Source organism: Comamonas sp. (assembly GCF_009360615.1).
Taxonomy (GTDB): Bacteria; Pseudomonadota; Gammaproteobacteria; order Burkholderiales; family Burkholderiaceae_C; genus Comamonas.
Window position 1 is genome coordinate 24,434 of sequence record NZ_SPEY01000071.1, and the last position, 22,668, is coordinate 47,101.

Genomic DNA, 22,668 nt, shown 5'->3' on the forward strand with positions numbered 1-22,668 from the left:
GGCACCGAGCCAACGAGTTTGAAATACGAAAGACGCTGAACGGGGGCTGCCTGGAGCGGCAAATTACGCCAGATCCGCACACCCCGCCAGCTCCTCAGATCCGCAATCACTCTCGACTCCAGTGACAAGGTCTGGCAACAGGTCAGTCATCGTCGTCCTCACGCCAGTCGCGATGATGGTGGTGTCGCTGCCATCGATTCCAGCGTCGGCCATCCTCGCGCCAGCGCCAATCAGGCACAGCTTCTGGCGGGGGGGCTACGATCACCGGGCGAGGAGCATAGACGGGACGCGGCAGGTACTGAACTGCAGGCGGGGCATATGGGACGGGCGGTGCCGCGTAGTAGTACGACGGGGAAGGAGCCGTCACATAAGGGGCTGGAGCACCATAGCCGATGCCCACATAGACCTCTGCATGACCTGGCACCGAGGCCAGCGCAAGAGCCGCAAACAGCGTGAGAGACGCGTAGTTCATCAAGTGACTTTCTGGGCGATGGCACCTGCCATGCTTAGTCACTTTAACGAGTGGGCTCCAGGGAAGTTGACCCGACAGATGTAACTTGACGAGCCCATAAGCAACCAATGATTGCGTGGATCTGCACGGTCATCGGTCTCTGTCGGCTCCTGCGGAGCACGCACAGCCAAGGCGTGGAAGCCGGAGCCGGGCCGGGATATTTCTCGGAAGCCAGTCACTGCCTGGATTCCTGGGCAAGACGGATCGCTCGTGATCGGAGGCGCCTCCCAGGTTCGCACGAGAGCCCATCCACGCCTTGTTTTCCATGCGCCCTGGACATCATCGGACGGCAAGCGCAATACACCCTCTCCGTCAGGCGCCTGCACCGGCATGGATGGTCGAACAGGGAACCATGCCCACTCGGCCCTCGGTCTCCTGCCGATTGAGTGCCAGCCGATTCAAGTCGCATTCCTGCGGAACTGGACTCACCGCAGGACGACCTCAACCGCGCAGGATCCTTTCAACAGACGCTTTGAAGCACCCCATCACGTCATCCACTGCCTGGCCCATCTGGACATGGACGATAGCGCCATCGATCACCAGAGACAGTGCGGGTCCGGCAGACACCGCAGCGATCTCGGGCAGGCTGTCCAACACCGAAGACATTTCTTGCTTGTGCCGGCGTACGACTGCCAGGATTTCAGGGTCCGATGCACCCAGCTCCGCTGCGGCATTGAGAAAGGCACAGCCCCGAAAATCCGGGCTGCTGAACCAGGCCCTCAGAGCGGCTTCGAGGGCATCCGCCGCGGTCAAGCCATCGCTTGCGGCTTCCAGCAAGCTTGTCCGGAACCAGGAGATCCACTTCCCATGCCTGTAATCGAGATACGCACGAATCAGCTCATCCTTGCTGGCGTATTGCCGGTAGAAAGTGACTTTGCTGACCGATGACTGCTCAATGATCTTGTCAACGCCCGTCGCCCTGATGCCCTCTCTGTAGAAGAGAGCGTGGGCAGCGAACAGGATGCGCTCCCGGGGAGGCAGCGAGTCATAAGGTGGCTCAAACAATTTCATGAGGTCATTGTAGACAGATCGTTCTACACTCGCTAGCATCGAGCATGTAGACAGATCGTTCTACATCTCTTCAGCGAGGTCATATCATGGAAATTCGTCCCCCCCTGCCCCCATTCACACTCGAAACGGCCATTCAAAAAGTCCGTTTGGCCGAAGACGGCTGGAACACCCGCGATGCCGCCAGGGTCGCGATGGCATATACCGCCGACACGCAATGGCGCAATCGCGCCGAATTCGCCAACGGCCGAGCTGAGGCACAAGCCTTCCTCGAGAGGAAATGGAGCAAGGAGCTTGACTACAGACTCATCAAAGAGCTTTGGCTGCATGAGGGCAACCGAATCGCCGTCCGGTATGCCTACGAGTGGCACGACGATTCGGGCCATTGGTTCCGTTCGTATGGAAACGAGAATTGGGAATTCGAGGCCGACGGACTGATGTGCCGTCGCTACGCATGCATCAATGACATGCCTATCAAGGAATCGGAGCGGAAGTTCCACTGGCCGCTTGGGCGCCGTCCCGATGACCATCCCGGTCTGTCGGATCTCGGTCTCTAGTTCAGAAACCAGGGACTCCGGCTCGACGGGATCAGCCTGCTGGGCTGCGGCCGGTTGCCGCATACAGAGGCCGCTGGCGTGCACGGGCCTGGCGCAACCTGTGGCAAGCCCGTGATCCGCCTTTTTGAAGGAATCTCGGCGTCTGGGCAAGAGAGCGGCCGCCGGTCGATGGCTTGTGCACTGCCCTCAGATGCGAAGACCGCGCCATGGTCACCCGAAGTGCACGGGCAGCCTCCTGGAACGGTGCAGACGGACGCCCCATGCATGCGAAGGAACCGGGCCCATCCCGCTGTCACGTCTGCGTCTGGCTGCTTGGGGCGAGGCCTCTTGAAGCAATGTCACAAGCAGCGGCTGCTTGGCAATATCTGCGACCGGCACATAGGGGCATGCAAGGCGATGATCGCCCCGTGACGATCGACTGTGTACCCGACCGGCCGTCCCTGGCACACTCGGCCGCCTGACGCGGCAGGCATCGGGGGCCAAGCGCGGTGGCACCAGACAGAGATCGCCAACCCAACCAGAGTCCGCATGCAGCGCAGCTGCTTGTCGCAGCGAAGCCAGACGCTTGGCTCTCCATCCTGCCTCCAAGCACCGCCCATCGCGCCAGCCGTGCAGTCCCTACGCCGCTCTCACGCTCCGTCAGGGATGTCAGGCTCCACCAGGAGAGCCAGCAATTGCAGCGACTCCTGCCAGCCCAGATGGCATGCCGGCGCGGGAATCATGTCGGGAACACCTTCCTGCACCACATGCAGCTCGGTGCCGCAAAAAACCGCTTTCAGTTCCACGGTGGTAACCATCTCGCCCGGCAGATTGGGATCCTCGAAGCGATCGGTATGGCGAATGCGCTGGCCCGGCACCAGTTCCAGAAACTCACCGCCAAAGCTGCTCTTGCTGCCGGTGGAAAAATTGATGAAGCTCATGCGATAGCGGCCGCCCACACGCGCGTCAAACTCATGCACCTGCGCCGCGAAACCATGCGGAGGCAGCCACTTGACCATGGCCTCGGGGGTCGTGAAGGCCCGATAGATGCGTTCGGGCGGTGATTTGATCACACGGTGCAGTCGAATGGTCTGTGGCATGCGAGCCTCCTGGGATAGAGGCGGCAAGCTTATCCCTCCTCTGCGTACCTGGCTACAAGGCATTCCTGAAGGTATTCGGCAATCGCCACTGCACAGCAACACCGGCACCGCGCTTGCACGGACAGGCCGGAGCGGTTGCGACCGCACCAGGCCACATGAAAGATTCGCGGGCACCACGCAGATGGATTTTCACGGCGCAATGCCGAGATCGTCGACATTGCCGCCGACAGCGGCGACGAAGCATCGGCCGGCGCATGGTGCTTGTCCCCGGACGATGAAGCGCCCATGGACATCGGTGCAAAACGCCTTGCCAAATCCATCGGTACGACAATGGCCGCCAGACAAAGCAGCGGAGATGAAATCGAGCAGGTTTTTCAAGGGCTTGCAGGGAACTCAGCCCAGGCGACTGACTTCAGCCTTGTGCCCAGCTTGCAGGCCCGGCTTTCTTCTGGCCGGGCCGTCAGCCCCACGGCGGAGCCTGCATCCATTGCCGAATCCATGGGCGGAACGGACTGGGGCAATGCCCGGCAGTGCAAGGCCGGGAGAGCTCGGTGCGAAACCGGCCCAGGACCGGCCTGCGGCCGTCACCCATCTCGCGTGGGCGACGTCTGATCTTCAGGCGCATCGAGCCCGGCTCGAGGTCGACCCGCACTCGCCCATGCCGGGATTCGGGAGCAGTGGCGGGTGGCCTGCGGTGCGGATCGTGGCACACTGTGACGGACATCGGCGTGTGCCCCTTATCTTGAGCACCGCCCTGCAAGTCGCTGCTGGTCGCAGTCTCATGACAACGGCCTCTGGAGTTCGTATGGGCAAAGGCAGATCCGGCGCCAAAGCGGCGTTTTCAGCTCTCGCATCCCCGCTGGTCGACTCGGCCGTCGAACAGGCCTGGGACCTTGCCCGGGTACCTGCCGTCGAGGGAATCCATCAGTTGCGCATCACATTGCGCAGCCTGATGACGCTGTGGTGGCTCTACCGGCCCCTGCTGGATGCACAAGGCTACGCCCGGCAACGCAGCAGCCTGAAATCGATTGCCATCGCAGCAGGCAAGGCCCGCGATTACGACATTCTGATCGAGCTGCTCGGGCGTCACGACAAATGCGGCGCCGCCGCAATGGCGGCCCTAATGGCTGCCCGCGAAGCGGCCATACAGGCTGCTCAGGACATGCTGTCGCCCCCTCGCCTTCAGACGCGCCTGGAAGACGTGCTGAAGCAGGCCTCGGCAAGTCTGGACACCAATGCCCGCCAGCCTCGGCTGAAGGCTTTTGCCAAGACAAGGCTTGCCACATCCAGGCGCCAGCTGGGCCGACGCATCAGGCGCGCGGTCGCCGCCCGCACACCTGAGCTGCAAGCCTTTCACGCTGTCAGAAAAGCGGGCAAGAAGACACGCTATCTGCTGGAACTTTTCGGGCCTCTGCTGCCCGCAGACCATCGCCGCCTGCGCAAGCGGCTACAGAAAATCCAGCAGCCGCTTGGCGAGCTGAATGACCTGGCGGTCAGCGAGAGCCTGCTGTGGCAAAACCCGCACCTGATCGCCTCCCCGGATCAGGCGGACACCGCACGACGCTGGCTCAGGAAAAAGCGCAAGCATCGCCTCGACGACCTCGCCCGATTGCTTCGCGAGAGCCACAAGCTCAAGCGGGGTTGAAACCGCCTGCCGGCGCCGATCTCAGTCCCATTGAGGAGCCAGCCCCTCGGGACTGACTTCGCGGCCGTTGCGCTCCAGCGAGGCGATGCGCGCCATGTCCTCGACATCCAGCTTCAGATCGAGTGCCAGCAGATTGCTGGCCAGATTCTCACGCTTGGTGGACGAAGGAATCACCGCATAACCCAGTTGCAGCGCCCAGGCCAGTGCCACCTGCGCCACCGTGGCCTGATGCTTGGCCGCAATCTGCGCCAGCACCGGATCCTTGAGCACCTTTCCGTAAGCCAGGGTCATGTACGAGGTGACCTGGATACCCTGCGCCTGAAGAAAGGCCGCCAGCTTGCGGCTTTGCAGATAGGGGCTCAGCTCGATCTGGTTGGTGGCAATCTCGCCCTGGCCCACCACCGCGATGGCCTGGCGGGTGAGCGCAATATTGAAGTTGGAGATACCGATCCGACGGGTCAGGCCTCGGGCCTTGGCCTCGGCCAGGGCTTCCATGTACTCGGACAGCTCCACACCGTTGCCGGGTGCGGGCCAGTGGATCAGGGTCAGGTCCACATAGTCGCAACGCAGCTTCTTGAGGCTGTCCTGCAGGCTGGGGATCAGTTTGGCGCGACTGTAGTTGTCCGTCCAGATCTTGGTGGTCACGAACAGATCTCCGCGCGCCACACCGCTGTCGGCAATCGCCCGACCGACTTCGGCTTCGTTGCCGTAGATCTGGGCCGTGTCGACCGCCCGGTAACCCAGATCGAGTGCATTGCGCACGGAATCGGTCACGACCTGACCGCTGAGACGAAAAGTACCGACGCCGAAGGAAGGAATATGGCTCATGGAATCACTCCTGGATGAATGTGAAGGCAGCCGCCAGGCCGAAGCTGGCACGCCGGCTGTCTGGAACGGCTTTCCCGATGCCCGAAGTTTGCCCGGTTCACCTTCGTGGATTAAGTCGTCTGTCTCGCAAATACTCTTGAAATAAAATCAAATATAGCCCCCCCCCAATCTTGCACTGGCCTTTGGCAATCACTGGCGTCGGCTCCAGAGGTCTGCTTGCGGCAATACGCCGATGATCCGTGGGACCTGCAACACCGACGCGCTCCCAGGGCAGCGGGCTCGGTCAGTATGTGCAGATCACGCTGGGTAGCCCGAAGTTTTATTGAACCAGATTCAACAATGAAGACCACGCTCGACGAATTGCAGGCCTTTGTGGCGGTCGTGGACACCGGGTCCATCACGGCCGCTTCGGAGCTGCTGGGCCTGACGATTTCGGCCACCAGCCGCACGCTGGGTCGTCTCGAAGCCAAGCTGCAGACCACACTGTTGCGCCGCACTACAAGACGCCTGGAGCTGACCGAGGAAGGTGCCACTTTCTTGCAGCATGCCCGCGCCATTCTTGCATCGGTCGACGAAGCGGAAGAGCTGATGGCGGCGCGGCGCATGCGCCCGGCGGGAAGGCTGCGTGTCGATGCTGCCACTCCCTTCATGCTCCATGTGCTGGTGCCGCTGCTTGCCGGGTTTCGCACACGCTACCCCGAGGTGGAACTGGAGCTGAACTCCAGCGAAGGCATCATCGACCTGCTAGAAAGGCGCACCGACGTGGCATTTCGCATCGGCGTGCTCAAGGACTCCACCCTGCATGCCCGTCCTGTGGGCATCAGCCGCATACGCGTGCTGGCCAGCCCGGCCTACCTCGAGCGCCACGGCATGCCCGCCAGTGCGGCGCAGCTCAGCGAGCACAGCCTGCTGGGCTTTACCCAGCCCGAGTCGCTCAACGACTGGCCGCTGCGCAGCGCTGACGGCAACGCCGTGCACATTCGCCCGGACATTGCCTCCTCCAGCGGGGAGACACTGCGGCATATGGCGCTGGCCGGCCTGGGCATCGTCTGTCTGTCGGACTTCATGACCCGCGCAGACCGCGAGCAAGGAAATCTGGTGCAGCTGTTCGACCAGCAGACGCTGGACATCGGTCAGCCCGTCAATGCGGTCTACTATCGAAACACCGCGCTGGCGGCGCGCATCACCTGCTTTGTGGACCATGTCGTGGAAACGCTGGGCAACCGTCCCTTCGAGACGTGAGCGGCGCGATCCGGTCCGGCGCTGTCTTCCCCTGTCGCGACGGGGCTGCGCACTAGGCCGACATCGCCGCAGCAAGGCACGCCATGGCTGGACGGCAGAATCAGCCCCTGCGAGGATGGCGGATGCCGCAGCCCACGACGGCAGAGGCTGCGCAGCTTTTGACGTGATCGCCATGACTGCACGTTTGGCTTAGGGAGGTGCATGTGATCAGCATTTGGGGCATCGTTCTTTCACTTGGTCTGCTCATCACCCTGGCCTATCGCGGCGTCAGCGTGCTGCTGCTGGCACCACTGACAGCCCTGCTGGCCGTGGCCTTCGGTGCACCGGCGCTGATGCTGGCCAGCTACACCCAGATCTTCATGGTCAGCCTTGGCGGCTTTGTCATCGCCTACTTTCCGCTGTTCTTGCTGGGCGCGGTCTTCGGCAGGCTGATGGAGGCCTCGGGGGCCGCCCACATCATCGCCCAGGGCATTGCGGCTGCACTGGGCGAGCGGCGTGCCATGCTTGCCGTGGTGCTGGCCTGTGCCGTTCTCACCTATGGCGGTGTTTCCTTGTTTGTCGTGGCCTTTGCGGTGTATCCCATCGCCCAGGCGCTTTTCAGGCGTGCCGACATCCCGCGCCGTCTCATGCCGGCCACGATTGCGCTGGGAGCCTTTACCTTCACCATGACGGCACTGCCCGGCACGCCGGCCATCCAGAACGCGATTCCCATGCCTTATTTCGGAACCACGCCATTTGCAGCGCCAGGACTGGGCCTGATCGCCGCAGCCGTGATGCTGATGCTCGGCCTGTGGTGGCTGCACTGGCGCAGCGCGCAGGCGCGCGCCAGGGGCGAGGGCTTTGCCACCGGGGAGGAAGCGCAACTGCCGGCAGACGGATCGGCTCCGGCAGCCAAGACGACCACCCCCAGCCGTCTGGAGCTGTTCAATGCCTTGCTGCCCGTTGCCGTGGTGATCGCTCTGAACTACCTTTTATCGGTGCATGTGCTTCCAGGGCTGGACACGCGCTATCTGGCCGAAGCCCGTTTCGGCGCCACGAGCATCGAGGCGCTGCGCGGCATCTGGGCCGTGCTGGCGGCCCTGACCGCAGCAATCTGCCTGCTGGTTGCCCTGTGGTGGAGCCGCCTGCCACAGCTCCGGCAACTGCTCGACGAAGGCGCCAGCGCCTCGGCCCTGCCACTGCTGAACACGGCCTCCCAGGTCGGCTATGGTGCGGTCATCGCCTCGCTGGCAGGCTTCACGCTGATACGCGACGCGGTGCTCAACATCTACCCGGACAACCCGCTGATCTCGATGTCGATTGCCATCAATGTTCTGGCCGGCATCACCGGCTCGGCCTCGGGCGGCATGAGTATTGCCCTGCAGACCCTGGGCAGCACCTGGCTGCAGATGGGCGAGGCGGCAGGCCTGTCGCCACAGCTTCTACACCGCGTCACGGCCGTCGCCACGGGCGGGCTGGACACCTTGCCGCACAACGGCGCCGTCATCACCCTGCTGGGCATCTGCCGGCTCACGCATCGCCAGTCCTATCTGGACATTGCCATGGTGGCTATCGTCCCAGCCGTCGCTGCCCTTGCCGTCATCGTGGCGCTGGGCAGCCTGTTTGGCAGCTTTTGACCCCAAGCTCCCGGGATCGGGCCCCAGGTATTTGCGCATCACGCAGGCCCGCCGACTGCGGGAACCCCGGCCGCGCCCGTATGATCCGAACCCCTATGCCTCAAAACACCGTCCAAGCATCCTCCTCGCAACATGGCTTGCGCGCCCTCTGGCGCCAGCGTGGAGCGGGTGCCTGGCTGCTGTGGCCGCTGTCGCGACTCTATGGAGTGCTGCAGGCCTGGAACGCCAGGCGCATGCGCAGCCGCCAGCAAAGCACGGGTCTGCCGGTCATCGTCGTCGGCAATGTGATTGCAGGCGGCGCGGGCAAGACCCCCGTGACTCAGGCCGTAGTGGCCCACCTCAAGGCCAGGGGCTGGCAACCGGCCATCATCTCGCGCGGCTATGGCCGCAGGATCGAGAACGGGCAGGATTGCCGAGAGGCCCTGCCGGACAGCCCCGCCAGCGAAGTCGGCGACGAGCCCGCTCTGCTGGCGCGCAGCACCGGCGTGCCGGTCTTTGTCGCCTCCAGGCGCCTGGAGGCAGCGCAAGCGCTGCGCCAGCGCTACCCGCAGGTCGATGTGATCGTGAGCGATGACGGCCTGCAACATCTGGCCCTGGCACGCGATGTGGAGCTGTGCGTCTTCAATGATGAAGGCGTCGGGAACGGCTTTCTGCTGCCCGCAGGCCCGTTGCGCGAGCCCTGGCCCCGCACGGTGACGGCCACGCTGCATGCCGGCCAGCCGCCCAGGCCGCTGGGCATGGCCCCCGCGTTCGCGCTGCAACGCAACCTGGCCGACACCGCCTACAACGGCCATGGCCAGAGCATCCCGCTGCGCAGTCTGGCTGATCAGAGCCCGGAGGCCGTCGCCGCCGTGGCACGCCCCGAGTCCTTTTTTGCCATGCTGGCTGGACAGGGCATCACTCCGGCAGCGACCCAGGCCTTGCCCGATCACTATGATTTCGAGAGCTTCTCGCGCAAGCTGGGAAACGACAAGCCCTTGATTTGCACCGAAAAAGACGCCGTCAAGCTCTGGCGCAAACATCCCGAAGCCTGGGCCGTGCCCCTTCAGCTGCAGCTGCCGCAGGCCTTCTGGGAACTGCTGGACGCGCAGCTGGCCAAGGCCAACGCCAATATTCGCCGCGATGGCAAGCCAGCCTGACTATCATTGAGCCTATGGATCGGCCTCGGCTGATCACCCCTTTTTTGCAGCGCCAGCCCCCTGCTGGCGCCCTCATCCCGTTTTGCAGGAATATTCCATGGACGCCAAACTTCTCGAACTGCTGGTCTGCCCCGTCACCAAGGGCCCGCTGCGCTTTGACCGCGAGCATCAGGAGCTGATCAGCCACAGCGCGCGTCTGGCCTACCCCGTGCGCGATGGCATCCCGGTGCTGCTGGAAAACGAAGCCCGCACCCTGTCCGACGACGAGCTGGAAGAAGAAAAGCAATAAGCCATGAGCTATACGGTACTGATCCCGGCCCGCCTGTCCTCGACCCGTCTGCCCGGCAAGCCGCTGGCCGATATTGCCGGCCTGCCCATGGTGGTGCGCGTGGCCCAGCGCGCGGCTCTGGCCGGCGCAGCCCGCTGCGTGGTGGCGGCCGACGACGAAAGCATTGTGGCGGCCTGCGCCCGGCATGGCGTCCAGGCCATTCTGACGCGCAAGGATCATCCCAGCGGCAGCGACCGTCTGGCCGAAGCCTGTGCGCAACTGGACCTGTCCGGCGACGATGTGGTCGTCAATGTGCAGGGAGACGAGCCGCTGATAGCCCCCCAGCTCATCGAGGCCGTGGCGCAACTGCTGCTGGCCCGCCCCGAAGCCAGCATGGGCACGGCTGCCCATCCCATTCACAGCCTGGCGGATTACCGCAACCCGAATGTGGTGAAGGTTGTCTGTGACGCCAAGGGTCTGGCCAGCTATTTCAGCCGCGCGCCCATCCCTTTCTCGCGCGACCACGGCGATGAAGCCTGGTGGCAGACGGCAGCCCCCAAGGCCGGTCACACAGGTTTCACACCGCTGCGCCATATCGGCATCTATAGCTACAAGGCCGGTTTTCTGCGCGAGTTCCCTCAACTGGCACCCGCGCCGACCGAAGGCATGGAACAGCTGGAGCAGTTGCGCGCCCTCTGGCACGGCCACCGCATTGCCGTGCATATCACTCCCGATGCACCGGGTGCCGGCGTAGACACGCCCGAAGACCTGGAGCGGGTACGCGCCGTTTTTGCAGCCTGAGAGAACGACCCGCGCACATTGGCGACACCGGTCCGCAGGCCACCTTCAACCAGGGCGGCCCGCGCACCCGGCAGGCGCCATCCCTGATGGACCCCGCCATCCCAAAGGGCCCAGGATCAATCCAGGAAAGCGCCGATCGCTATACTTTCCGAATAGTCCGAATAGCCTATGTAAGGTCTTCGGCTCCTGGATTACAACTACAGCAATCGCGTTTGCAGCGGATACACGCCTTCGATTGGCCGCACTTGTGACCGCCTTGACTGAATTGTGTAAGCCTGTGTTGGTCTTGTGCGTGCTATCCTTGCCCGCGAAAAAATACGGCCCGGGGACTACGGACGACCACCCGTCTGCCTGGGCCAGCAAGAATTTCTACTCTCCTCAAGGATTTCCATGAAACTGATTTTGTTGGGTGCACCCGGCGCCGGCAAAGGCACTCAGGCGGCCTTCATTTGCCAAAAGTACGGTATCCCTCAAATCTCCACGGGCGACATGCTGCGCGCCGCCGTCAAGGCTGGCACCCCTCTGGGTCTGCAAGCCAAGGCCGTGATGGACGCCGGCCAGCTGGTCAGTGACGATCTGATCATCAACCTGGTCAAGGAACGCATTGCCCAGCCCGACTGCGCCAAGGGTTTCCTGTTTGACGGCTTCCCCCGCACCATCCCCCAGGCCGACGCCATGAAGGCCGCCGGCGTGAAGCTGGACTATGTGCTGGAAATCGATGTGCCCTTCGACGCCATCATCGAACGCATGAGCGGCCGCCGCAGCCACCCCGCCTCGGGCCGCACCTACCACGTCAAGTTCAACCCTCCCAAGGTGGAAGGCAAGGACGATGTGACCGGTGAAGACCTGGTGCAGCGCGAAGACGACAAAGAAGAAACCGTCAAGAAGCGCCTGGACGTCTACAGCAACCAGACCCGTCCTCTGGTGGACTACTACAGCAACTGGGCCAAGGCCGACGCAGCAGCGGCCCCCAAGTACCGTGCCATCAGCGGCACAGGTAGCGTGGAAGAAATCACCGAGCGCGCTCTGGCCGCCCTGGCTTCCTGATTGCCCTGACCGATCGCACAGGAGCGGCGCCGATTTTTCGTCCCCCGCCAGCTCAAGGCAACAAAGGCCGGTGTCCGCACCGGCCTTTTTCACTCTCCAACCTCTCGCTCCCGGCCACTCTGCCCGCAGCCATCGGCTCAGGGACACCGCACGGAGCTTGCAGCCGCAGCTTTCAGCTCGATTGCATATTGCGCGGATGTCCACGGGTTCCCTGGTGCCGCGCATCGGAACTCCCCTGCATTCACGGCTCTCGTTCACCCACAGGATGGAATCACTCAATCCGGTGAGCGAGGCCAGCCCATCAATTCCAGCATCAGACTGATTCTGGCCTTGACCGCGGGCAGACTGGTGGCACGGGCATCCTGCTCGCCCTGAGCCTGCACCACCTGCCCTTCCTCGCAACGGGTCGTGATGCGCAAAGCCATGCCCTTCGCCTGTGCCCATTCCAGTGCGGGTCCCAATGCCTGGTGGATCGTGCCATTGCCCGTGCCCACCACCACCACTCCGCGCACGCCTGCCGCATGCCAGGCCTGCATCACTGTCAGCGTCACGGCACTGCTGCAGCCTGCATGGCTGTGCAGCAGTTCCACCTGGGGCCAGTGATCTGCAGGCGGTAGAGCGCGCGCGGGGCTGCCAGCCGATGCAGCCTGCGGCATCCCGCTCTTTGCCCAGCGCAACCGCCCCTCCTCCACCCAGCCTTCGGGGCCCACACCGCTGCCGTCAAAGGCGTCCACACGGTAGGGATGCACCTTGCGCACCTGGCGCGCGCTGAACACCCTGCCCGCCACCACGGCCAGCACGCCTCGACCGGCGGCCTGCGCATCGGCCACACAGGCCACGGCATCACGCAGATTGCCAGGACCGTCGGCCGAGACGGCTGTGGCCGGGCGCATGGCACAGGTCAGCACCACGGGCTTTGCCGGATGCAGGACGCATTGCAAAAACCAGGCGGTTTCCTCCAGAGTGTCGGTGCCGTGGGTAATCACCATGCCGCCCACATCATCACGCCCGAGCAGCTGCGCACAGCGCAGCGCGAGCGCATGCCAGGTTGCATGATCCATGTCCTTGCTGTCCAGCTGCGCCAGTTGCTCCGCCTGCAGCGACGCCGCCGCAACGCACTGGAGATCGGGCACGGCCTGCAGCAACTGAGCCACCCCCAGCTGGGCCGCACGGTACCCCACGCTGGTGCCCGCCTGCTCAGCGACACCGGCAATCGTGCCCCCTGTGCCCAGGATGACGATATTTTTGTCACGCTCCACTTGCAGTCCTCTTCAAACTGATTAAAAATACAGGTACTGGATGAACAGACAGTGTTCATCATCGATCGATCAAGGAATGCCCATGGACCACCCCAAGCTCACTCCCCGCCAGCAGCAGATTCTGGACCTCATCCAGTCCACCATCGCTCGCACGGGTGCGCCCCCGACCCGGGCCGAGATTGCCAGCACCTTCGGCTTCAAATCGGCCAATGCCGCAGAAGAGCATTTGCAGGCCCTGGCCCGAAAAGGCGTCATCGATCTGGTCAGTGGCACCTCGCGCGGCATCCGCCTGCGCGCCGACACCGTGCGCACCATCAATGCGGCACGCGGCGCCAGCTTTGCGCTGCCGCTCACGGCCCTGGCCCCGCTGGTGCTTCCTCTGGTCGGCCGCGTCGCCGCCGGCTCGCCTATTCTGGCCCAGGAACATATCGATCAAAGCTATTCGGTCGAGCCCAGCCTGTTTGCCGCCAAGCCCGACTACCTGCTCAAGGTTCGCGGCATGTCCATGCGGGACGCAGGCATCATGGACGGAGACCTGCTGGCGGTACAGGCCACGCATGAGGCGCGTAACGGCCAGATTGTGGTGGCCCGCCTCGGTGACGACGTCACCGTCAAACGCTTCAAGCGTACGCCGCAGGGCATCGAGCTGCTGCCCGAGAACCCTGACTACAAGGTCATTCACGTGTCGCCTGAAGAGCCCTTCGCCATCGAAGGCCTGGCCGTAGGCCTGATCCGCAACAGCATGTTCATGTAACGGCCAGACGGCCTGTCTTCGCCTCCATGTGCATGACGGAGGTGCATCAGGTCTCTTTCCGTCCCGATCCCAGGTGGTAGGCGCGAAGCTGCGGAGCTTCGCCCTGGGCGGAGCTTTGCCTGAAGCCCCAATCCTGCCCTTATCCAGGCCGCAAGGTCATCAAGAGGAGTTGTCAAATGGGATTTGCCGCATCAATGCAGTCTTGGACGCGCCGGACACTGAACAGCCTGTCGTCCTCGCATCCTCTCACCCCGGACCTCCGTGGCGGCCAGGCAGGCTCCGCAGGCGCAGAGACCACGACCTTCAAGACCCATCGTCCGAAGGTGTCACGAATCCGCATCCCGGTCATGCGTGCCAATCGCAGCCGCAGCCGACTTGGCAGCGGGACGCTTAGTCCCCAGACCCTGACCGCCCCACCGCCCGCCCGCTCACAGGGGACTGAGGCCGCCTCTGTGCGGCTGCTCAAAATCGTGCAGCGTGAACCGCGCAAGCAACCCGAGTGCCTGCTGATTTCCGGTCGGATGGCCGACGTCTGCGCCGCGCTGGAACGCATGGCCCTCCATGAACAAACGGCACGGCAAGCCTGAACAGCGCGAGGTCTGGCTCGTTGTATTCCCGAAGCAGGGCGCAAATCGCAATGGAACCGTTGCTGATGCGACAAAGCGTCCACAGGCCTTCTGATTGGCTGCCGTCCACAGGAGCCCCATGGCGCAGCCCGCATGGTTCGACAGATGGCGCGCAGCGGTGCATCCTCCATTGCACCGGCAAAGAACCCCACCCGGGTGAATACGAACCGCTGTGCCGCACCGAACGATCTGGATCGCCCTGTAAGTTTTTTGCCGATGCCCTGACGGCTTGCGCCCTCCAGACTTCCGTTTGCAACGCCCCTGCAGACGGCCAAATTCCTTGCCAGGCGGTCATGTCATGCGCGGCAGATACCCGGATCAGGGTATTGCGGCACCTTCTCGACAGTGGAAACATTCATACACACATGTCAACGAGGGCGTCCTATGAGTGCCTACCGCAAGCTCTTGCAGCACATACAGGCCAAAGACGCCAACGGAAATCTGCGCCTGATTCTGGTCTATCAGAGCTTTGACGAAGTGGACATGCCACATGGCGTGTCCATACGTCCATCCGCCATCTACTTCGAAACGTCCGATCATCAAAAGGTCAACTGGCTCAATCCCCAGCAGTTCGAGATGGAGGCCACTGGCGAGATTCTCAATCGCGTTCCCGCTTCGTCGGAGAACTGAGCCGGCACGAGGCCGCCGTACTGCCCCATGACGGGACTTTCCCTGCGTTCAGCGCCCGGCACCAGGCAAGGTTCTGGTCATTGCGCCGCCCGAAATATTGGAATAAATTGGCATCCAGGCACATCTTCCGGAATCAGGAGATTGAACATGTTCAAGCACCTGCTCATCCCCACCGATGGCACCAAACTGTCCGAGGCCGCCGTGCGCGCGGGCGTTCTGCTGGCACGCGAACAGGGTGCCAAGGTGACCGGCCTGTATGTGATGCCCGATTACCGCGCCATCATCTATGGCGCAGATGCCCTGCTCACCTATAACAGCGCAGAATTCGAGCGCAGCGCCAACAGCGATGCCGATGCGGCCCTGCAATTCGTTGACCAGATCGCCAGACCCGAGGGCGTGCCCTGCAATTTCGTGCGTGTCACTCATGCGTCTGTGTACCAGGCCATTGTTCAGCAGGCGCAGGAACTGCAATGCGACCTGATCTGCATGGCATCCCACGGCCGCAAGGGCATCGGCGGAATCTTGCTGGGCAGCGAAACCCAGCGCGTTCTGACCCACAGCCACGTTCCGGTGCTGGTGCATCGGCCCGCCTCAACCGGCAAGCACTGAGGAGCACGAAACATCCGGACTCAGGCCCATTGTTGCGAGCATGGACACCAACACCAATTGCGCGCGACCGAATCAGCAATGCAGGCTGGCAGTCCATGACTGCCGGCCTCACCCGATGGGGCAACCTGTCGACCGTTCAAACGCGTCAGCAACAGTGCAAGAGCGATAAACGGCAAATGGGGCTGAAGCTGATGCCTCCGCCAACTATTCAAATGCATTGACTGTGTGAGCTGCAGAACGGAATCGAAGGGACCCCGAAACTTGCCCGCCTCGCGCGGGCATTTTTTTGCAGCCTAGGCACATCGTGCAGATGCCTCACCCGAACGCTCCCGATGCCCGGGCAGGGTGAACAGGATCTGTAGATTTTGAGAATCCATCTGCTGGACCACGATGGAGCCGTCTTCATGCAGATAGATCCGCACAGGCCGGTCATCGTCCAGATCCCAATGTGCCACGCTGGTATTCACGCCCCGCCAACCATGCTCCTCACACAGACGACGCCGACGCAGAGCTTTCAGGAACTCCTGCGAGGCGCCAAGCTCGGCATTGACATGAATCCAGCTTTCGATCACCAACTCATAGGCCATCTGCTGCGTGTGGCAAGGCTTGGCCGTCTTCATATGCCTGATCCAGGCATCCAGACGGGAAGCAAAGGTGTATTGCAGGTGGTGGGACATGAGTTCTTGTAATTCAATAGCGCACCGGGCTCATTCGCCTTTTGCACATCACTTTCAGAATTCTCCTACGCACAATTTACCCAAAACTTCGTCTGAAACAAAATTCACATCACCAATAGGCGCAGGGTTAAGACTGTGGAAGTCTGGGCCGACAGCAAGCGGGTCCGGTGGTACCGGCAGGATCCCGAAGCGTCACGCCATCCCGAAGCTGCAGCTTGAACTGGAAAGTGAACGACTCCCATTCTTGAATGCATGGAGATTGCAGACTTGCCCGACGTCCCGCGATATCTGCGAAACAGCGCCCTGCGGCTGCGAAGTCCCTCCGCGAGGCTTCGCACGGATGCTACCCCCTCTGCCTGGAGGGCAGGAAGAAGGCCATGACTGCAGCCGCTTGTCTGCCTGCCTCGGCGTCACCGGCTCAAAGCGGCCCCGATGATTGAGTCCCAGCGGTCGCAATCACGGGCCTGCTCCTGTGCAGGCCACCTGCACGCCAGCCGCTCGCGCCTGCGACTTCATGGGCGGAGCCGCTGTGATCCCGGCAACGCAAGCCCCCTGATTTGATTCAGGCAGAACAGCGGATAGAGCCCACAGCCCACCGGCCCGATGAGTTGCAGGCCGGAGCTCAGGTGACGGGGGCTGGTTGGTGATTTTCTTGCGGGCGTCCAGAGGGGCAATGCCGGCATTCATGTGGCAAGTCGAGTTCGCAGCCCCACCAAAGCCATGCAGGGATGGCCCAGGGGACCAGGAATGCCCTGCGGATTCCACGCCAGCACGGCCCTGAATCAATTGATAAAAGCTATCTTTCTACTCCACTACTTAGCACGCTTAGTTCATCAAGAAAGGATGACAGCGCCACCGGCAAACTGCCTCCTTGGAACTTCCCGCATGCTCACAAACGGGATCAGAGCTATCCATCGGTGCGATCTGTAAGTGCCTACATACTTACTTACATCCTCTTGATACAACATCACTCAAATGCAAAGAAATGTCAGCTCGCAGGTTCTGCGGCAAATGGTTGAGCAACTGGGAGTTTGAACATGAGAAAAGTGAACCCCGCCGCCAAGAACGCGAATCGCGCTTTTGTCCGTCTGCACACATATGTGACCAAGCAATTCGACTGGGATATCTTCACCAAGGACTACCGCGTCGTCCTCAATACCGATGAAGACGGCGGTGTCACGCTCTTCATCGTCAAGGTCTTCGACAAGAATGGCCAGCCCGCTGCGCTGGGGCCAAAGATCCCTAACCAGATTACGTTTTCTTACCGTCAGGCTCCCATCATGTCGGTATGGACAGAGTTCTTCAACGACGGCAAATTCAGCTGGCGCAATGTCTCTTGCCGCTAGGCTGCCGCAGCAGATGACGGCGGATCGGCTGACGGCACGGGTGCCTGCCACTTCGCCAGGCGCGCCACCCTGTCCAGCTCCAACAGGAGAGTTGCATGATCCGCTTCCGACCGATGCTTGCAACTGCTGCCCTGCTCAGTCTCATGACCCTGTACTTCAGCAGCAGCTCAAGGGCCCAGGCTGCCTTCACGACGCCGGGTGGCTACACCAACTCCTACAGCGGCCAGATCACGGGCCATGGCGTGGTTCAATACGGGCTGGAAACGCGCCCCTTCCAGCGCATGACCGTCACGCTCAACACCGATAACCCGTCCAGCCAGATGAATGTCTTCAAGGACGGCAATGCCCAGCCTCTGTGCGCAGGCTCGGCACGGCAAAACATCTGTACCTTCCGCGTCGAACGCGGTGCCAGCTACCGTGTGCTGATCTACCTCACACGTGAAGCCGCGCTGCGCGGCGAGAGTGCGCACTTCACGCTCACGACCGAGGAAAGTACCTGACCCCTCGCAACGACAAACCCGGAGCCCTCCCGCTGCTTGACTGTGGTCAGTTTCACATCGACCCACGGCCTGTAAACTGGCTTCACCAGATTCAAAGTGAAAGCTCGTTACACGATATGGAAAACTTTCCCAAGGACATCTACACCGAGCCCACACCCGATGTGAACACCCTGGCCAATCTCGGCCCCTTCACCGGCATGGCCGGCATCTGGACAGGCCGGCGAGGCCTGGATGTCAACCCCAAGGCAGACGGCCCCGAAAAGCAGGCTTTCATCGAACACATGGAGTTGCAACCCATCGATGCGCAGACCAACGGCCCCCAGCTCTTCTACGGTCTGCGCTACCACACGCGCATCGTCAAACCCGACGACGTGGAGACCTTTCACGACCAGGTCGGCTATTGGCTGTGGGAGCCCGCCACCGGCAACATCATCCTGACCCTCAGCATTCCGCGGGGGCAAACGGCAATGGCCACCGGAAAAACCACTGCGGACGCCACCAGCTTCACCCTCAAGGCCGTGCGCGGCTCCACTGTGAATGGCATTTCCAGCAACCCGTTTCTGGAGCACGCCTTCAGAACCGACGCCTACACCATCACCGTCACCAAGCACGCCGACGGAAGCTGGTCGTACGAGCAGGAAACCACACTTGCCATCCCAGGCCAGAGCGAGCCCTTTGCCCATACCGATCGCAACACCCTGCACAAGATCGGCGAGCCCACGCCCAATCCCACGGCACGAGCGGCGCTGGAGATCTGAAGGCGAACCGTCAGGGCGGCGGCGCAACCACCCGCGCATTCCTCGGGAAATGCCCCCATGGGGGCCGCACCGCCCCCGATGCAGCTGGGCGTAGCGCTGCCCAGTGCCGACGCAGCACTGCGTCCATTCCGTGCGGGCATGCTTCGGGCAAGCATCTGGGAACCGATCAGCAACCACTGCGGGCCCGTCGGAACAGAGAGGCAGAGAGGGCGGTCCGTGTCGGGGCATCGCATGCCTGCACCGCCAAGGACAAAACCTTCGATCTTCAGACCTTCGGGGTGAGATCGGGCGAAGTCTCGATGTCTGCACACCGCAAACGCGCTGCCAAGTCTGCCCCTGACATGGCATGCGCATCCGAGCCGGCCTTGGAAGCCCTGCGCTGATCCAGGCAACGTCTGCAGATCCCGTCTCCCATGTGCTTTGGGCAGGATACGAAGCCCAGAGCCTCCGGCTCCATCTCGCCCATAGGACAGCGGATTGCAGACAGAGGAGTCGTCGGCCAACCACCCGGCGACAGGGCGCTCATTGCCTGTCCAAGGCCAGATTTTCCGCTAACGGCGCTTCGGACCCCACGAAGTGGCGATAGCGCCACTTGGCGCTGACGACTTCATTTATTGACTTCCATCAAGATACTGGTTCAATCGACGCGACGACTCTTGCATGGGCTGCCTGCGAGTGTGAGTATGGGTTCGGAAATCGGCCCAATTCATCCGGTAACGATATGCGCATTGGCGCGCAAGGAGGTGGACATGTTCAAGCACATTTTGATCCCGACGGATGGCTCGAAACTCTCGGAGGCGGCGCTACAAGCAGGCATGCGGCTGGCCAAGGAGCAAGGTGCCCAGGTCACGGCGCTGTACGTGATGCCGGATTACACGGCCATCATCTATGGCGCCGAGGCACTGATGTCGTACAACGCGGCGGAGTTTGACAAGAGTGCGCAGAAAGAGGCCGACAAGGTCCTGCAGACCGCAATCGACATGGCCGCAGCCGAGGGCGTCGCGTGCAAAACGCTGCGAACGACGAGCATCTCCGTCAATCAGGCCATCATCAAGACCGCCCAGGATAACCATTGCGACCTGATCTGCATGGCATCCCACGGCCGCAAGGGCATCGCCGGCATCTTGCTGGGCAGCGAAACCCAGCGCGTACTGATCAACAGCAGCATTCCGGTGCTGGTGCACCGCCCCTGAGAATGCGTGCGGCAGCGCGCAAGACTCGCGGCGGTGCTGGACCCCAAAGCCCTACCCCGGCGCCCAGGTGCACTGGGGCGCTTTTTGCCTGCCACAGTCGTCGTGCAGCATCCGAACCTCCTGCAGTGAACCGCTGGTTCCACATGCCGTACAGACGCCTGCTTGTTCATTGCGAAAGGTCGGAAATCCCATGAATCACGCAATCACCGCCGATGCCGACCTGGCCTGGAAGACCGGCCCGATTCGCCCCAGAGCCTGCACCTGCGGCAGTGTGGTGTGCCAGTTGCTGCATGAACGGGTGATGAGCGATATGTCGCGCCGAATGTTTGCGGGCGGTTTGGCGGCCATGTTGGCGCCATTTGCCAGCCTGTATGCCACCGAGACAGGCCCTGGCGGCGCAACCAGACCGCCGGAGCGCCCGCTGCTGCTGAGCAATCTGCGTCTCTTTGACGGCACTGGCAAGGCAGTGCGCCATGGCGTGCAGGTACTGATTCAGGGCAAGCTGATCACGGCACTGCCTTCTGCCGGAGAAAAGGTGGAAGGTGCCCAGGTGATCGATTGCCAGGGCAAGCTGGTAATGCCGGGCATGATCGATACGCACTGGCACACCATGCTGGCAGCCATTCCGCAGATGACGGCCATGACGGCAGATCTGGGCTATCTGTATATCTGCGCTGCGCAAGAGGCGCAGCGCACGCTGATGCGCGGCTTTACCTCGGTGCGCGATGCGGGCGGGCCGGCTTTTGCGCTCAAGCGCGCGATCGACGAAGGCATGGTGCCGGGCCCGCGCATCTACCCCAGTGGGGCGATGATTTCTCAGACCTCGGGCCATGGCGACTTTCGCCTGCGCAGCGATATTCCGCGTGCGGCGAACGAGCCGCTGAGCATGGTGGAGCAAGTCGGCGTGGCCATGATTGCAGACGGCGAGACCGAGGTGCTGCGCCGCGTGCGTGAGCAGCTGATGCTGGGCGCATCGCAGATCAAGATGCTGGCCGGCGGCGGCGTGGCATCGCTGTACGACCCGCTGGACAGCACCCAGTTCACCGAGAAGGAGCTACGCGCCGGCGTGGAAGCCGCTGGCGACTGGAACACCTATGTGATGGCGCATGTGTATACGCCCAAGGGCATCAAGCGGGCCATCAAGGCAGGTGTGAAGAGCATCGAGCACGGCCAGCTGGCCGATGAAGAGAGCGTGAAGATGATGCGCGACGAGGGTGTGTGGTGGAGCCTGCAGCCGTTCTTGCAGGACGAGGACGCCAACCCCTACACCGATGCCGTGCGGCGCGAGAGCCAGTCGCGCGTGGCCCAGGGCACGGTGCGCGCCTATGAGATGGCGCAGAAGTACGGCATCAAGACCGGCTGGGGCACGGACATTCTGTTCAGCCCCAAGGGCACGGCCACGCAAGGCAGGCAGCTGGCCAAGCTGACGCGCTTTTACGACCCGATGACGCTGCTGAAACAGGCCACGGGTATCAACGGCGAGCTGCTGGCCCTGTCGGGCGAGCGCAACCCCTACCCCCAGCCGCTGGGCCGCATCGCCCCCGGTGCGTTTGCCGACCTGCTGGTGGCCGATGGCGACCCGACGGTGAATCTGGACTTTCTGGCCAACCCTGAACAGAACCTGCGCCTGATCATGAAGGACGGCAAGGTGCACAAGAACACGCTGTAAGGGAGACAAATGACACAGCACATCAAGACGGCCGCAGCAGCGCTGGCCATGGGCCTGCTGGCCGGCACGCCGGCCTGGGCGCAGGGCAAGGAATCGGCCGATGCGTGGCGCTTTCAACTCACGCCCTATGTGTGGATGACCGGTCTGGACGGCAGCGTGCGCCCCTTCAGGGGTGCACCCACGGTCGACGTGAACAAGTCGTTCTCGGACATTCTGGAGAACCTGGACGCCGCAGCCTTTGTGAACGGCACTGCGCGCAAGGGCAGCTATGTGCTGCAAGGCGACTTCAGCTACGCAGCCACATCGGACAAGGCCGCCCTGCCCCTGGGCATGAGTGCCCAAGCCAAGATACGCCAGACCTCGCTGACGATGACGGGCGGGCACCACTGGGCGTTGAGCCCTCCGTCGAGTTTGGACCTGATGGCGGGATTTCGCCTGTGGCAGATCAAGGCGGAGGTGAACGTGCCGGGGGTGGCGTCGGCGCAGTCCAGCACCTCGTTCGTCGACCCCGTGATCGCCGCACGCTGGCGCTACGACATTGCGCAGCGCTGGTCCGGCCTGCTGTATGCCGATATGGGCGGGCTGGATGTGGGCTCGAAGTTCACCTGGCAGGTTCATGCCTCGGTGAACTACCAGGTCAAGGAGAACATCTTTGTCTCGGTCGGCTACCGCCACCTGAGCGTGGATTACCAAGACGGCGGCAAGCGCCTGGATTTCAGCCAGAGCGGCCCTCTCCTCGGAGCGACGTTCAGGTTTTGACATCCGCTGGCGCGTGCAACCTGACACGGGCCAGGCCATCCACCGAAGGGCTTTTCCATCGGGCAAGGTTGGGCTCGCGGTGACCGGGTCCAGTGGAGGGGACGAGATCCGGTGGCCTCCTGTCAGATCGGAGGCAGCGGCACAGGT

25 protein-coding genes are annotated in these 22,668 nt (G+C 62.6%); 18 read left to right on the forward strand and 7 right to left on the reverse strand.

The window, feature by feature from the left end:
- Window positions 1-142: 142 nt before the first annotated feature.
- Both E2583_RS18070 and E2583_RS18075 read right to left on the reverse strand, forming a co-directional pair.
- A complete protein-coding gene (locus E2583_RS18070) occupies window positions 143-472 on the reverse strand; it encodes a hypothetical protein (protein ID WP_291597591.1) in 330 nt (109 codons plus the stop codon).
- A gap of 480 nt (window positions 473-952) precedes the next feature.
- Window positions 953-1,522, reverse strand: a complete 570-nt coding sequence (locus tag E2583_RS18075) for a TetR/AcrR family transcriptional regulator (protein WP_291597592.1) — start codon at window positions 1,520-1,522, stop codon at window positions 953-955.
- 86 nt (window positions 1,523-1,608) lie between these two features.
- Here E2583_RS18075 and E2583_RS18080 point away from each other — a divergent pair, with 86 nt between their 5' ends.
- Complete coding sequence (locus E2583_RS18080) at window positions 1,609-2,076, forward strand: nuclear transport factor 2 family protein (protein ID WP_291597593.1); 468 nt, start codon at window positions 1,609-1,611, stop codon at window positions 2,074-2,076.
- Window positions 2,077-2,705: 629 nt separating this feature from the next.
- Here E2583_RS18080 and E2583_RS18085 read toward each other — a convergent pair.
- Both E2583_RS18085 and E2583_RS18090 read right to left on the reverse strand, forming a co-directional pair.
- Window positions 2,706-3,155 carry an SRPBCC family protein gene (locus tag E2583_RS18085; RefSeq protein ID WP_291597594.1) on the reverse strand — a complete coding sequence of 150 codons (450 nt, stop codon included), beginning with the start codon at window positions 3,153-3,155 and terminating at the stop codon, window positions 2,706-2,708.
- A 189-nt stretch (window positions 3,156-3,344) separates the two neighbouring features.
- Window positions 3,345-3,533, reverse strand: a complete 189-nt coding sequence (locus tag E2583_RS18090; protein WP_291597595.1) for a hypothetical protein — start codon at window positions 3,531-3,533, stop codon at window positions 3,345-3,347.
- A 364-nt stretch (window positions 3,534-3,897) separates the two neighbouring features.
- On the opposite strand from E2583_RS18090, the gene E2583_RS18095 reads away from it, so the two are divergent.
- Complete coding sequence (locus E2583_RS18095; RefSeq protein ID WP_291597596.1) at window positions 3,898-4,800, forward strand: CHAD domain-containing protein; 903 nt, start codon at window positions 3,898-3,900, stop codon at window positions 4,798-4,800.
- A 21-nt stretch (window positions 4,801-4,821) separates the two neighbouring features.
- Here the strand turns inward: E2583_RS18095 and dkgB are convergent, their stop codons facing one another.
- On the reverse strand, window positions 4,822-5,628 hold the full coding sequence (gene dkgB / locus E2583_RS18100; protein WP_291597597.1) for a 2,5-didehydrogluconate reductase DkgB: 807 nt from the start codon (window positions 5,626-5,628) through the stop codon (window positions 4,822-4,824).
- Between the two features lie 339 nt (window positions 5,629-5,967).
- Here dkgB and E2583_RS18105 point away from each other — a divergent pair, with 339 nt between their 5' ends.
- From E2583_RS18105 to adk, 6 genes are all read left to right on the forward strand, one after another.
- Window positions 5,968-6,870, forward strand: coding sequence for a LysR family transcriptional regulator (locus E2583_RS18105; RefSeq protein WP_291597598.1), 903 nt, complete (start codon window positions 5,968-5,970; stop codon window positions 6,868-6,870).
- Window positions 6,871-7,073: 203 nt separating this feature from the next.
- Complete coding sequence (locus E2583_RS18110) at window positions 7,074-8,486, forward strand: GntP family permease (RefSeq protein WP_291597599.1); 1,413 nt, start codon at window positions 7,074-7,076, stop codon at window positions 8,484-8,486.
- Between the two features lie 95 nt (window positions 8,487-8,581).
- The gene (lpxK, locus tag E2583_RS18115) at window positions 8,582-9,625 is read left to right on the forward strand and encodes a tetraacyldisaccharide 4'-kinase (RefSeq protein ID WP_291597600.1); all 1,044 of its coding nucleotides are present in this window, start codon (window positions 8,582-8,584) and stop codon (window positions 9,623-9,625) included.
- Window positions 9,626-9,722: 97 nt separating this feature from the next.
- Window positions 9,723-9,914: a Trm112 family protein gene (locus tag E2583_RS18120; protein WP_003054006.1), complete on the forward strand. Its 192-nt coding sequence runs from the start codon at window positions 9,723-9,725 to the stop codon at window positions 9,912-9,914.
- A gap of 3 nt (window positions 9,915-9,917) precedes the next feature.
- Entirely contained in the window at window positions 9,918-10,694 is a 777-nt protein-coding gene (kdsB, locus tag E2583_RS18125) for a 3-deoxy-manno-octulosonate cytidylyltransferase (RefSeq protein ID WP_291597601.1), read from the forward strand.
- A 390-nt stretch (window positions 10,695-11,084) separates the two neighbouring features.
- Window positions 11,085-11,741 carry an adenylate kinase gene (gene adk / locus E2583_RS18130; RefSeq protein ID WP_003054002.1) on the forward strand — a complete coding sequence of 219 codons (657 nt, stop codon included), beginning with the start codon at window positions 11,085-11,087 and terminating at the stop codon, window positions 11,739-11,741.
- Window positions 11,742-12,016: 275 nt separating this feature from the next.
- On the opposite strand, the gene E2583_RS18135 is transcribed toward adk, so the two are convergent.
- The gene (locus E2583_RS18135) at window positions 12,017-13,000 is read right to left on the reverse strand and encodes an asparaginase (RefSeq protein WP_291597602.1); all 984 of its coding nucleotides are present in this window, start codon (window positions 12,998-13,000) and stop codon (window positions 12,017-12,019) included.
- 82 nt (window positions 13,001-13,082) lie between these two features.
- Here E2583_RS18135 and lexA point away from each other — a divergent pair, with 82 nt between their 5' ends.
- The 4 genes from lexA (at window position 13,083) to E2583_RS18155 (ending at window position 15,619) form a co-directional block, all read left to right on the forward strand.
- The gene (gene lexA, locus E2583_RS18140; protein ID WP_291597603.1) at window positions 13,083-13,754 is read left to right on the forward strand and encodes a transcriptional repressor LexA; all 672 of its coding nucleotides are present in this window, start codon (window positions 13,083-13,085) and stop codon (window positions 13,752-13,754) included.
- A 176-nt stretch (window positions 13,755-13,930) separates the two neighbouring features.
- Window positions 13,931-14,341, forward strand: a complete 411-nt coding sequence (locus E2583_RS18145; protein ID WP_291597604.1) for a hypothetical protein — start codon at window positions 13,931-13,933, stop codon at window positions 14,339-14,341.
- 423 nt (window positions 14,342-14,764) lie between these two features.
- On the forward strand, window positions 14,765-15,010 hold the full coding sequence (locus tag E2583_RS18150) for a hypothetical protein (protein WP_291597605.1): 246 nt from the start codon (window positions 14,765-14,767) through the stop codon (window positions 15,008-15,010).
- 147 nt (window positions 15,011-15,157) lie between these two features.
- Window positions 15,158-15,619, forward strand: a complete 462-nt coding sequence (locus E2583_RS18155; protein ID WP_045839521.1) for a universal stress protein — start codon at window positions 15,158-15,160, stop codon at window positions 15,617-15,619.
- A gap of 293 nt (window positions 15,620-15,912) precedes the next feature.
- On the opposite strand, the gene E2583_RS18160 is transcribed toward E2583_RS18155, so the two are convergent.
- Window positions 15,913-16,296 carry a hypothetical protein gene (locus E2583_RS18160; protein ID WP_291597606.1) on the reverse strand — a complete coding sequence of 128 codons (384 nt, stop codon included), beginning with the start codon at window positions 16,294-16,296 and terminating at the stop codon, window positions 15,913-15,915.
- A gap of 1,037 nt (window positions 16,297-17,333) precedes the next feature.
- Between E2583_RS18160 and E2583_RS18165 the strand changes: the two genes are divergently transcribed.
- The 6 genes from E2583_RS18165 (at window position 17,334) to E2583_RS18190 (ending at window position 22,521) form a co-directional block, all read left to right on the forward strand.
- Complete coding sequence (locus tag E2583_RS18165; RefSeq protein ID WP_019042789.1) at window positions 17,334-17,642, forward strand: hypothetical protein; 309 nt, start codon at window positions 17,334-17,336, stop codon at window positions 17,640-17,642.
- A 95-nt stretch (window positions 17,643-17,737) separates the two neighbouring features.
- Entirely contained in the window at window positions 17,738-18,142 is a 405-nt protein-coding gene (locus E2583_RS18170; protein WP_291597607.1) for a DNA breaking-rejoining protein, read from the forward strand.
- 116 nt (window positions 18,143-18,258) lie between these two features.
- A complete protein-coding gene (locus E2583_RS18175; protein WP_291597608.1) occupies window positions 18,259-18,900 on the forward strand; it encodes a heme-binding beta-barrel domain-containing protein in 642 nt (213 codons plus the stop codon).
- A 749-nt stretch (window positions 18,901-19,649) separates the two neighbouring features.
- Complete coding sequence (locus E2583_RS18180) at window positions 19,650-20,093, forward strand: universal stress protein (protein WP_291597609.1); 444 nt, start codon at window positions 19,650-19,652, stop codon at window positions 20,091-20,093.
- 190 nt (window positions 20,094-20,283) lie between these two features.
- On the forward strand, window positions 20,284-21,762 hold the full coding sequence (locus tag E2583_RS18185; protein WP_291597610.1) for an amidohydrolase family protein: 1,479 nt from the start codon (window positions 20,284-20,286) through the stop codon (window positions 21,760-21,762).
- A 9-nt stretch (window positions 21,763-21,771) separates the two neighbouring features.
- Complete coding sequence (locus E2583_RS18190) at window positions 21,772-22,521, forward strand: hypothetical protein (protein WP_291597611.1); 750 nt, start codon at window positions 21,772-21,774, stop codon at window positions 22,519-22,521.
- Window positions 22,522-22,668 lie beyond the last annotated feature (147 nt).

What these genes read in the sequence shown, in the direction of transcription:
- E2583_RS18070 (WP_291597591.1), bottom strand. Translation starts at nt 472, where the DNA reads ATGAACTACGCGTCTCTCACGCTGTTTGCGGCTCTTGCGCTGGCCTCG.
- E2583_RS18075 (WP_291597592.1), bottom strand. Translation starts at nt 1,522, where the DNA reads ATGAAATTGTTTGAGCCACCTTATGACTCGCTGCCTCCCCGGGAGCGC.
- E2583_RS18080 (WP_291597593.1), top strand. Translation starts at nt 1,609, where the DNA reads ATGGAAATTCGTCCCCCCCTGCCCCCATTCACACTCGAAACGGCCATT.
- E2583_RS18085 (WP_291597594.1), bottom strand. Translation starts at nt 3,155, where the DNA reads ATGCCACAGACCATTCGACTGCACCGTGTGATCAAATCACCGCCCGAA.
- dkgB (WP_291597597.1), bottom strand. Translation starts at nt 5,628, where the DNA reads ATGAGCCATATTCCTTCCTTCGGCGTCGGTACTTTTCGTCTCAGCGGT.
- E2583_RS18105 (WP_291597598.1), top strand. Translation starts at nt 5,968, where the DNA reads ATGAAGACCACGCTCGACGAATTGCAGGCCTTTGTGGCGGTCGTGGAC.
- lpxK (WP_291597600.1), top strand. Translation starts at nt 8,582, where the DNA reads ATGCCTCAAAACACCGTCCAAGCATCCTCCTCGCAACATGGCTTGCGC.
- E2583_RS18120 (WP_003054006.1), top strand. Translation starts at nt 9,723, where the DNA reads ATGGACGCCAAACTTCTCGAACTGCTGGTCTGCCCCGTCACCAAGGGC.
- kdsB (WP_291597601.1), top strand. Translation starts at nt 9,918, where the DNA reads ATGAGCTATACGGTACTGATCCCGGCCCGCCTGTCCTCGACCCGTCTG.
- adk (WP_003054002.1), top strand. Translation starts at nt 11,085, where the DNA reads ATGAAACTGATTTTGTTGGGTGCACCCGGCGCCGGCAAAGGCACTCAG.
- lexA (WP_291597603.1), top strand. Translation starts at nt 13,083, where the DNA reads ATGGACCACCCCAAGCTCACTCCCCGCCAGCAGCAGATTCTGGACCTC.
- E2583_RS18145 (WP_291597604.1), top strand. Translation starts at nt 13,931, where the DNA reads ATGGGATTTGCCGCATCAATGCAGTCTTGGACGCGCCGGACACTGAAC.
- E2583_RS18150 (WP_291597605.1), top strand. Translation starts at nt 14,765, where the DNA reads ATGAGTGCCTACCGCAAGCTCTTGCAGCACATACAGGCCAAAGACGCC.
- E2583_RS18155 (WP_045839521.1), top strand. Translation starts at nt 15,158, where the DNA reads ATGTTCAAGCACCTGCTCATCCCCACCGATGGCACCAAACTGTCCGAG.
- E2583_RS18160 (WP_291597606.1), bottom strand. Translation starts at nt 16,296, where the DNA reads ATGTCCCACCACCTGCAATACACCTTTGCTTCCCGTCTGGATGCCTGG.
- E2583_RS18165 (WP_019042789.1), top strand. Translation starts at nt 17,334, where the DNA reads ATGAGAAAAGTGAACCCCGCCGCCAAGAACGCGAATCGCGCTTTTGTC.
- E2583_RS18170 (WP_291597607.1), top strand. Translation starts at nt 17,738, where the DNA reads ATGATCCGCTTCCGACCGATGCTTGCAACTGCTGCCCTGCTCAGTCTC.
- E2583_RS18175 (WP_291597608.1), top strand. Translation starts at nt 18,259, where the DNA reads ATGGAAAACTTTCCCAAGGACATCTACACCGAGCCCACACCCGATGTG.
- E2583_RS18180 (WP_291597609.1), top strand. Translation starts at nt 19,650, where the DNA reads ATGTTCAAGCACATTTTGATCCCGACGGATGGCTCGAAACTCTCGGAG.
- E2583_RS18185 (WP_291597610.1), top strand. Translation starts at nt 20,284, where the DNA reads ATGAATCACGCAATCACCGCCGATGCCGACCTGGCCTGGAAGACCGGC.
- E2583_RS18190 (WP_291597611.1), top strand. Translation starts at nt 21,772, where the DNA reads ATGACACAGCACATCAAGACGGCCGCAGCAGCGCTGGCCATGGGCCTG.